8 protein-coding genes are annotated in these 9,936 nt (G+C 66.9%); 3 read left to right on the forward strand and 5 right to left on the reverse strand.

What is annotated here, in order from left to right; all coding sequences use genetic code 11:
- The first annotated feature begins 170 nt into the window (after positions 1 to 170).
- Positions 171 to 1,559: an adenylosuccinate lyase gene (gene purB, locus MMB92_RS34475; RefSeq protein WP_006483408.1), complete on the forward strand. Its 1,389-nt coding sequence runs from the start codon at positions 171 to 173 to the stop codon at positions 1,557 to 1,559.
- A gap of 66 nt (positions 1,560 to 1,625) precedes the next feature.
- Here the strand turns inward: purB and MMB92_RS34480 are convergent, their stop codons facing one another.
- Positions 1,626 to 3,047, reverse strand: coding sequence for an FAD-dependent oxidoreductase (locus tag MMB92_RS34480; RefSeq protein ID WP_048989326.1), 1,422 nt, complete (start codon positions 3,045 to 3,047; stop codon positions 1,626 to 1,628).
- 277 nt (positions 3,048 to 3,324) lie between these two features.
- Here MMB92_RS34480 and MMB92_RS34485 point away from each other — a divergent pair, with 277 nt between their 5' ends.
- A complete protein-coding gene (locus MMB92_RS34485) occupies positions 3,325 to 3,972 on the forward strand; it encodes a TetR/AcrR family transcriptional regulator C-terminal domain-containing protein (RefSeq protein ID WP_006483411.1) in 648 nt (215 codons plus the stop codon).
- 71 nt (positions 3,973 to 4,043) lie between these two features.
- Here the strand turns inward: MMB92_RS34485 and MMB92_RS34490 are convergent, their stop codons facing one another.
- The 4 genes from MMB92_RS34490 to edd form a co-directional block, all read right to left on the reverse strand.
- The gene (locus MMB92_RS34490; protein ID WP_059721659.1) at positions 4,044 to 4,547 is read right to left on the reverse strand and encodes a gluconokinase; all 504 of its coding nucleotides are present in this window, start codon (positions 4,545 to 4,547) and stop codon (positions 4,044 to 4,046) included.
- Positions 4,548 to 4,560: 13 nt separating this feature from the next.
- Positions 4,561 to 5,922 carry a GntP family permease gene (locus MMB92_RS34495; protein ID WP_006483417.1) on the reverse strand — a complete coding sequence of 454 codons (1,362 nt, stop codon included), beginning with the start codon at positions 5,920 to 5,922 and terminating at the stop codon, positions 4,561 to 4,563.
- 219 nt (positions 5,923 to 6,141) lie between these two features.
- Positions 6,142 to 6,768 (reverse strand): bifunctional 4-hydroxy-2-oxoglutarate aldolase/2-dehydro-3-deoxy-phosphogluconate aldolase, encoded by a 627-nt coding sequence (gene eda, locus MMB92_RS34500; protein ID WP_006483410.1) that lies wholly within the window; start codon positions 6,766 to 6,768, stop codon positions 6,142 to 6,144.
- 19 nt (positions 6,769 to 6,787) lie between these two features.
- Positions 6,788 to 8,644, reverse strand: coding sequence for a phosphogluconate dehydratase (edd, locus tag MMB92_RS34505; RefSeq protein ID WP_059721660.1), 1,857 nt, complete (start codon positions 8,642 to 8,644; stop codon positions 6,788 to 6,790).
- A gap of 294 nt (positions 8,645 to 8,938) precedes the next feature.
- Here edd and MMB92_RS34510 point away from each other — a divergent pair, with 294 nt between their 5' ends.
- Positions 8,939 to 9,787 carry a MurR/RpiR family transcriptional regulator gene (locus MMB92_RS34510; protein ID WP_006483414.1) on the forward strand — a complete coding sequence of 283 codons (849 nt, stop codon included), beginning with the start codon at positions 8,939 to 8,941 and terminating at the stop codon, positions 9,785 to 9,787.
- The last annotated feature ends 149 nt before the right edge of the window (positions 9,788 to 9,936 follow it).

The following is a 9,936-nucleotide window of genomic DNA, read 5'->3' on the forward strand; positions in this document are numbered from 1 at the left end:
GCGCGGGCGCCCGCCGGCCGGCCATTCGCGCGTCGCTGCGGCGCCGCCCGGGCGTCGCGCGCCCGCGGCCACCGCGGCCGGACCGGTTCGGCCGGGATCGGCCCGCGCCAATGGTAAAATGCCGGATTCTCCTTCCCCTCGCTCGACCCGGCCCCAAGGCCCGCCCGATCATGTCCGACACTCGTCCCGATACGCTTTTCGCCCTCACCGCGCTCTCGCCCATCGACGGCCGCTACGCCAGCAAGACCGAAGCGCTGCGCGACTGGCTCTCCGAAGCCGCTTTCATGCGCCACCGCGTCACCGTCGAGGTGCACTGGCTGATCGCGCTGTCGCGCGCCGGCTTCGCGGAAGTCCCGCGCTTCTCCGATGCGTCGGAACAGTTCCTGCTGCAGCTCGCCGAGCGCTTCACCGCGCACGACGCCGCGCGCATCAAGGAAATCGAGCGCGTGACGAATCACGACGTGAAGGCCGTCGAATACTGGCTGAAGGAATCGGTGAAGGGCCAGGCCGAACTCGAGAAGGCGAGCGAATTCATCCACTTCGCGTGCACGTCCGAGGACATCAACAACACGTCGCACGGGATGATGCTCGCCGGCGCGCGCGAACACGTGATCCTGCCGGCGCTGCGCACGGTCTACCAGCGCCTCGTCGCGCTCGCGCACGCCCACGCCGAACAGCCGATGCTGTCGCGCACGCACGGCCAGCCGGCCAGCCCGACGACGCTCGGCAAGGAACTCGCGAACGTCGCGGCCCGCCTCGCCCGCGCGATCACGCGCATCGAGAAGGTCGAGATCCTCGGCAAGATGAACGGCGCGGTCGGCAACTTCAACGCGCACCTGTCGGCGTATCCGGAATTCGACTGGGAAGCGTTCTCGCGCGACGTGATCGAAAACCGCCTGAAGCTCACGTTCAACCCGTACACGATCCAGATCGAGCCGCACGACTACATGGCCGAACTGTTCGACGCGGTCGCCCGCGCGAACACGATCCTGCTCGACCTCGACCGCGACGTGTGGGGCTACATCTCGGTCGGCTACTTCAAGCAGAAGACGAAAGCCGGCGAAATCGGCTCGTCGACGATGCCGCACAAGGTCAACCCGATCGACTTCGAGAACTCGGAAGGCAACCTCGGCCTCGCGAACGCGACGCTGCGCCACCTCGCCGACAAGCTGCCGGTGTCGCGCTGGCAGCGCGACCTGACCGACTCGACGGTGCTGCGCAACATGGGCGTCGCGCTCGGCTACTCGCTGCTCGCGTACGACTCGCTGATCCGCGGCCTCGACAAGCTCGAAGTGAACCCGCAGCGCCTGAACGAAGATCTCGACAACTGTTGGGAAGTGCTCGCCGAGCCGGTGCAGACGGTGATGCGCCGCTACGGCATCGAGAACCCGTACGAGCAGCTGAAGGAACTGACGCGCGGCAAGGGCATCACGCGCGAGGCGCTGCAGGAATTCGTCGGCACGCTGGCGATCCCGCAGGATGCGAAGGAGCGCCTGCTCGCGATGACGCCGGCGTCGTACATCGGCAAGGCCGTCGAACTCGCGAAGCGGATCGCGTAAGCACCGCCGCCTGACGAAAAAAGCCCGATGCGAGCAATCGCATCGGGCTTTTTGCTTGTCGGACGATCAGAACGAAATCATCCGCCCCGGGTTGAGCGCGCTCATCACGCTCATCGCCGCCTTCGCGGCCGGAATCGCGATCGGCGACAACTGCCGGCCAAGCGGAATCGCGCGATGGTCGATGCCCGTGAGCATCGAGAAATCGTCGTTGCGACCGACGAAATCGTCGCAGATCGCCTTGCCGATCCGCACCGTCTGCGCGACGCCGTGCCCGCTCCAGCCCTGCACCATGTACATCGGCACGCGACCGTCGGTCTTGCGGCTGTCGGTCGCCCCGTTCAGCGTGAAGTCGCTGACGCCGCTCCAGCAGTAGTCGAGCGCGAAGCGGCCGTCGTGCTGCGGAAACACCGTGTTCAGCCGCGTCAGCAGATACGCGTTGACGTCGGGCTGCGCCCAGCAGGTGCCGGTGCCCTGCCCGCCGAACAGCAGCCGGTTGCCGCGTACCGGCCGGTAGTAGTCGATCTGGAACTGCGTGTCGTACACCGGCATCCCGGCCGGCATCAGCGTCGCGACGTCGACGTCGAGCGGCGCCGTCACGCTCACGTACGTGAAGAACGGCACGGTGGTCGCCGCGCCGTCGTCGAGCAGCCGGAACGTCGTGTTGTGCAGCGCGAGCACGACGCCGCGGCGCGCGGTGATCGTGCCGCCCGGCGTCGTCGCGACGACGCCCGCGGGCGTCTCGTCGAGCTCGAGCACTTCGGTGCCCTCGTACAGCGCGCCGCCGTTCAGCCGGAAGCCGTGCACGAGGCCGCGCACCAGCGCGAGCGGATGGATCTGCCCGCCGATCGCGTCGATCGCCGCGCCGTGGTACAGCCCCGAGCGCACGTATTCGTCGTGCAGCTGATGGCGGCCGACGAGCGTCACGCCCGCATCGCCGAGATGACGGCGCGCATCCGCGCCGTCGAGCAGCGCGCTCATGTGGCCGGGGTGAACCGCCGCCGTCACGTGGCCGCGCTTGCGGTCGAGATCGAGCGCGTAACGCGCGCCGATCTCGTCGATCAGGTCCATCGACTCGGCCGACGCGAAGCGCCACAGCCGCTTCGCATCGTCGTGCGCCAGGTGGTCGATCATGTCGGCGGCTTCCCAGCGCGCGAGGCCGGGCGTCAGCTGGCCGCCGTTGCGGCCCGACGCGGCCGAACCGACGTGATGCTTGTCGACGAGGATCGTGTCGACGCCCGCTTGCGCGAGATGCAGCGCGGCCGACGCGCCGAGCAAGCCCGCGCCGATCACGAGCACGTCGCACACGATGTCATGCGCGAGCGGCGCGCTGTTTTCATGGCGCGACAGCGACGCTTCGTACCAGTTCGCCGGATGCTCGCCGTCGTAGCGGGCCGGATCGCACCAGTTCCAGTTGTCTTTTTCGATGTTCAGTTGCGTTTGCTCGAAACGCGCTTCGCCCTGGATCAGGGGTTTGTTGTTGGACGTCATGATTGCACTTGCATGGTCTTGGGCCGCCTGTCGATGAGCCTGCTGGCTTCGCGGGTGGGGGCAGCCGGTTCCACATGGGTGTCAACGAGAAAGGGGGCGCGATGGCCCGTGTTGACGGCGGGCACGCTCGTGCCGCCTGGATCCCGGACTGTGCGAAAGCACGTATTGAAAGGTGCCGGGACACCCAATTTCTACACCGCAGAAATAATTCTACAGTGTAGAATAAGCTTTCGTCAAGTTTACAACTGGCGCCGTGCCGGCCTGCCAGCCCGTCTCGATGAAAGACAAACCTGCCCAGGGGCCGCGCGGCCTCGACAAGGACGCGATCGTCGCGGCCGCGCTCGCGCTGCTCGAAGACGTCGGCGAAGCCGCGTTCAGCGTGCGCAAGCTCGCGCAGTCGGTCGGCTGCGACCCGATGAGCGTGCTGTATCACTTCAAGTCGAAGGAAGGCCTGAGCCGCGCGATCGCGAATGCGCTGTCGCGCTCGCTCGTGCCGGTCGATCCTTCCCTGCCGTGGCGCGAACGGCTGCGCGACCTCGCGCGTCAGTACCGCGCACTCGCGTTGCGCTACCCGGCCGCGTTCGCGCTGCTGCAGCGGCACATGAGTACGGGGCCGGCCGATCTCGCGCACATCGAGGCCGTGCATCGCGCGCTGACCGACGCCGGCATCCCGCGTGCGGCGCTGCCGGCGGTATGCGTCGGCTGGTACGCGAGCGTGATCGGCCTCGCCGCCGCCGAAACGGGCGGCCTCACGCGTGCCGCGAACGACGTCGAACTCGCGGAAATGCACGCGCTGTCCGACGCCGGGCATCCGCTCGTCAAGTCGGCCGCCCCGCTCTATGCGCAACTCGATCCGGCCGTCGTGCACGACACGATGCTCGACGTGCTGCTCGACGGGATCGCGCAACGCGCGCGCACGGCCTGACCGGCCCGCGCATCGCAAACGAAAAAGGCGCCCGAAGGCGCCTTTTCCATGACGATGGCCGCGGACCGCGCTCAGTGCTGCTGCGCGAGACCGATCTTCAGCATGACCTGATCGACGATCTGCTCGGGCGTCAGCTCGATGCTGACCTCGATCGCCTCGTCCGGGCCCGGCTCCTCGAGCGTGTCCAGCTGGCTCTTCAGCAGCGACGGATCGAAGAAATGGCCGGTGCGGCTCTTCAGGCGCTCCTGCAACACTTCGAACGAACCCTTCAGATACACGAACCGCACGTCGGTGTCGGCGCCGCGCAGCACGTCGCGGTACGACCGCTTCAGCGACGAGCACGTGAACACGGCCGTCTCGCCCGCGTGCTGCTTTTCCTCGATGGCCGCGCGAATCGTGCGCAGCCACGGCCAGCGGTCTTCATCGGTCAGCGGAATACCGTGGTGCATCTTTTCCTTGTTCGCCGCGCTGTGAAACGCGTCGCCATCGGTATAGCTGCACGACAGGCGTTCCGCCAGCATTTCGCCGATCAGCGACTTGCCGGCGCCCGACACGCCCATTGCGATCAGAATCATTGACTACCCCTTGTTACAGAACCATGCTCAGCAGCAACGTGAAACTGAGACCGAGCACCGAGATGATGGTTTCAAGCAGCGACCAGGTCTTGAACGTCTGACCCACCGTCATCCCGAAGTATTCCTTGATCAGCCAGAACCCGCCGTCGTTCACGTGCGAGAAGATCAGCGAGCCCGAGCCCGTCGCGAGCACCAGCAGCTCCGGGCTGACCGACGCGCCCGACGCCGCCGCGATCGGCGCGACGATACCGCAGGCCGTCGTCATCGCGACCGTCGCCGAACCCGTCGCGAGACGCATCAGCGCCGCGACGAACCAGCCGAGCAGCAGCGGCGACAGGTGCGCATGCTTGGCGGTCTCGACGATCTGCTGCGAGATCCCGCTGTCGCGCAGGACACCGCCGAAGCCGCCGCCCGCGCCGACGATCAGCGTGATCCCGGCGATCGGCGCCAGGCACTCGCCGCAGAACTTCTGGATCTGGTCGCGGTTGAAGCCCTGCAGCTTGCCGAACGTGAAGAAGCTCACGAGCACGGCGATCAGCAGCGCGACGTCCGAGTTGCCGGCAAAGCGCAGCAGGTTGTTCGGCAGCGACTTCGGTGCGAACACCAGGTCGGCCCAGCTGCCGACGAGCATCAGCACGACGGGCAGCAGGATCGTGAACAGCGTGATGCCGAAGCTCGGCAGTTCGCGCTTGCGGCCATCCGCGTTCGAATCGACGAATTGCGACGCGAGCGGGTTGTTTTCCGGCAGCTTCACGAATTTCGAGATCGTCAGCGCGAACAGCGGGCCCGCGATGATCGCGGTCGGCACGCCGACGACGAGACCGAAGGCGATCGTCTTGCCGATGTCGGCGCCGTATTGCTGGACGGCCAGCAGCGCGGCCGGGTGCGGCGGGATCAGCCCGTGCACGACCGACAGGCCGGCCACCATCGGCAGGCCGACGACGAGCAGCGACTTGCCGGTGCGCTTCGCGACGTTGAACGCGATCGGGATCAGCAGCACGAAGCCGACTTCGAAGAACACCGGCAGGCCGACGATGATCGCGACGAACATCATCGCCCAGTGGATGTTCTTTTCACCGAACCAGTCGATCAGCGTGGTCGCGATCCGTTCGGCGCCGCCCGATTCGGCCATCATCTTGCCGAGCATCGTGCCGAGGCCGACGACGATCGCAATGTGGCCGAGCGTGCCGCCGGTGCCCGTTTCGAACGACTTGACGATCTTGTCCATCGGCATGCCGACGACGAGACCGAGGCCGAGCGAGACGATGATCAGCACCAGGAACGGGTAGATCTTGTAGCGCGCGATCATCAGGATCAGCGCGGCAATCGCGATCAGCGTGAATACGAGCAGCATGCTGCCTTGGACGGCCCCCATGTGGCACTCCTCCTAGAATTGTTCGAACCGGGCGAGTCGTTGCGAGTATGCCCGGCTATGCAGGTCTCCGAAACACGGGGGGTACCCACCCCGTCAGGACGCTGAATTTTACTTATCTTTGCGATCCGCGGATAGAACCGGTTCCATCAGCAAAAACCCTCGGTAAAACAAGCACTAACGCTCGCTTTCCGAGGGCTGATTCTTCATTTCATACAAGTATTAACGGGGCAGCTGGCTCGCCGCTTGCGCGAGGCGCGTGACTTCGGCCCAGTCCTGCGCGGCGAGCGCGGCCTTCGGCGTGAGCCACGAGCCGCCGACGCACACGACGTTCGGCAGTTTCAGGAAGTTCGGCGCGGTATCGACCGTGATGCCGCCCGTCGGGCAGAACTTCAGCGCCGGGAACGGACCGTGGAACGCCTGCAGCATCGGCACGCCGCCCGCCTGCTGCGCGGGGAAGAACTTCACGATGTCGTAGCCGAATTCGAGCGCCTGGATGATGTCGCTCGGCGTCATCACGCCCGGCAGCAGCGGCAGGCCCGCGTCGAGCGACGCGAGGTGCAGCTCCTTCGTCAGGCCCGGCGACACGCCGAACGTGGCGCCCGCGCGCTTCGCCTGCGCGCAGTGCTCGGGCTTCGTGATCGTGCCGACGCCGACGACGATGTCGTCCGCGAGCTGGCTCGCGCGCTGGATCGCTTCCAGCCCGGCCGGCGTGCGCAGCGTGATCTCGAGCACCTTCACGCCGCCCGCGTGCAATGCACGCGACACGTTTTCGCCCTGCTCGACCGAGTCGAAGGCGAGCACCGGAATGACCGGGCCCAGCTTCACGATTTCAGCAATCGTCTTCATTGAATTGGCTCCTTGAAATTCATGCGGCGACGCTGACGGCCGTTTCGCCGACCAGCGTCCCGAAAACCGATGCGCCCTGCTCGGCCGGTGCGGCCGCCGCACGGAACACGCCGAACAGTTCACGCCCGAAACCGACTTCGTTGTCGGCCTGGTGCTGCGGCTGCGCGACCGGGCGCGCGTGCCACTCGGCGTCGTCGACCTCGATGTCGAGCACGCCGGCTTCCGCGTCGATCACGAGCATGTCGCCCGTCTTCACCTTGCCGATCGGGCCGGCCAGCAGCGCCTCCGGCGACACGTGGATCACGGCCGGCACCTTGCCCGACGCACCCGACATGCGGCCGTCGGTGACCAGCGCGACGTGGAAGCCCTGATCCTGCAGCACGCCGAGCAGCGGCGTCAAACGGTGCAGCTCGGGCATGCCGTTGGCGCGCGCGCCCTGGAAGCGCACCACCGCGACGAAATCGCGCTTCAGCTCGCCGCGATCGAACGCTTCCTGCACGGCTTCCTGCGAGTCGAACACGATCGCGGGCGCCGTCACCTTGCGGTGCTCGGGCGCGACCGCCGAAATCTTGATCACGCCGCGACCGAGCCGGCCCTGCATCAGGCGCAGGCCGCCGTCCGGCTGGAACGGCTCGCGAATGCCGCGCAGCACCTTCGTGTCGTGGCTCTCGGCCGCGCCGTCGACCCACGTCAGCTTGCCGTCGATCAGCTTCGGCTCCTTCGTGTAGTGCGCCAGCCCCTTGCCGGCGACCGTCGTCACGTCCTCGTGCAGCAGCCCGCCTTCGAGCAGGTTGCGTACCAGGAACGCGACACCGCCCGCCGCGTGGAAATGGTTCACGTCGGCCTTGCCGTTCGGGTAGATCTTCGCGAGCAGCGGCACGACCGCCGACAGCTCGTCGAAGTCGTTCCAGTCGATCAGGATGCCGGCCGCGCGCGCGATCGCGACGAGGTGCAGCGTGTGGTTGGTCGAGCCGCCCGTCGCGAGCAGCGCGACGATCCCGTTGACAATCGCCTTTTCGTCGATCACATGGCCGATCGGCGTGTAGTGGCCGCGCTCGACGGTCAGGTCGAGTACGCGGCGCGCGGCCTCGGCCGTCAGCGCGGTGCGCAGCGGCGTGTGCGGGTGAACGAAGGCCGAGCCCGGCAGGTGCAGCCCCATCAGCTCCATCAGCATCTGGTTGCTGTTCGCGGTGCCGTAGAACGTGCAGGTGCCGTGGCCGTGATACGCGGCCGATTCGGCTTCGAGCAGCGCGTCGCGGCCGACCTGGCCGGTCGCGAACTGCTGGCGGATCTTCGCCTTGTCGTCGTTCGACAGGCCGCTCGTCATCGGGCCGGCCGGCACGAAGATCGTCGGCAGGTGGCCGAACTGCAGCGCGCCGATCAGGAGGCCCGGCACGATCTTGTCGCAGATGCCGAGGCAGAGCGCCGCGTCGAACATGTTGTGCGTGAGCGCGATCGCCGTGCCCATCGCGATCGCTTCGCGCGAAAACAGCGACAGCTCCATCCCCGGGTTGCCCTGCGTGACGCCGTCGCACATCGCCGGCACGCCGCCCGCGAACTGCGCGACCCCGCCGTTCTCGCGCGCGGCGGCCTTGATGATGTCGGGGAAGTCCTTGTACGGCGCATGCGCGGACAGCATCTCGTTGTACGAGGACACGATGCCGATGTTCGGCTCGCGGATCGCCTTGATCGCGAACTTGTCGTTACCCTCGAGGCCCGCGAAGCCGTGCGCGAGATTCGCGCACGACAGCGCGCCGCGTGCCGGGAACTTGCCTTGCGCGCCGTCGATGCGCTGCAGATAGGCGGAACGGGTCGATTGGCTGCGGGCGATCACGCGTTCGGTGACCTTCGCCAGAGTGGGGTGCAGCGACGTCATGCTGGGCGCTCCTGTATGCCGGCCGACACCGGCGGTTGGAATCGTGGGGACGGTCGAGCTTCGTCGATCGAACGAAGGCAGTCTAGTAGAAAAACTACAAGCACGCAATGTGGTTTCGCGCCCTCGCAACCGTTATTCCCGCCACCAGCAAGGCTTTAATCAGTGAAAACCCTAATCCACCTTACTCGACCCACGCCGAAACTCCTGCAATATCGCTAGTATTTTTATGTAGATTTTCTACAATTCGATTGCGATACACTCCCGCATCCGAACCCGATTTCCACGTGCCGTCCCATGCTGCCCCGCATTGAAGCGATCCGCCCCGAGCTGCGCCCGTCCGAGCGCAAGCTCGCCGACTACATCCTCGCCGCGCCGCGCGAGGTGCTCGACCTCGCGATGACCGAGTTGTCGACCCGCGCCGGCGTCAGCCAGCCGACGATCGCGCGCTTCTGCCAGGCGCTCGGCTGCAGCGGCTTTCGCGAATTCAAGATCCGGCTCGCGCAGAGCGTCGCGCCGGGCGTGTCGTCGGTGTACCGCGACGTCGAGCCCGACGAACCCGCGCCGGGCATCATCGGCAAGGTGTTCGACCGCACGATCGGCGCGCTGATCGAGGTGCGCAACAGCCTGTCGGCGGGCAGCGTCGCCGACGCGATCGCGCTGCTGTCGAACGCGTCGCGGATCGAGTTCTATGGCGCCGGCGGCTCGGGCATCGCCGCGCAGGACATCCAGCACAAGTTCTTCCGGCTCGGCGTGCCGAGCGTCGCGTACTCGGATCCGCACACGTTCTCGATGTCGTCGGCGCTGCTCGGGCCGCACGACGTCGTCGTCGCGATCTCGAACACCGGCCGCACGCGCGACATCGTCGACGCCGCGCGCTCCGCGCTCGCGTGCGGCGCGAAAGTCGTCGCGATCACGCAAAGCCATTCGCCGCTCGCGAAGCTCGCGACGGTCAGCCTCGCGTCGAACGTCGCCGAGGAAACCGACGTGTTCTCGCCGATGACGTCGCGGATGTCGCATCTCGCGATCGGCGACATCCTCGCGGTCGGCGTCGCGCTGTCGCGCGGGCCGGCGCTGATGGAACGGGTCGGCCGCGCGAAGGAAGCGATCACGCGGCGCCGGATCGACGACCCGACGAAGGAGTAGCGGTCGCGACGACGCCGCGCGTAATCGGCATAGGGGACGGCCATGAGGCCGTACCCCTGCCACACCACCCGGCATGCGGGTCCGCACCGGGCGGTTCGGGAAGTTGAGGTTATGAGAGTCGGGGCACACCCAGCCGATCGAAGTACGCG

The organism is Burkholderia sp. IO2 (assembly GCF_029522185.1).
In the GTDB taxonomy this organism is placed as follows: Bacteria; Pseudomonadota; Gammaproteobacteria; order Burkholderiales; family Burkholderiaceae; genus Burkholderia; species Burkholderia cenocepacia.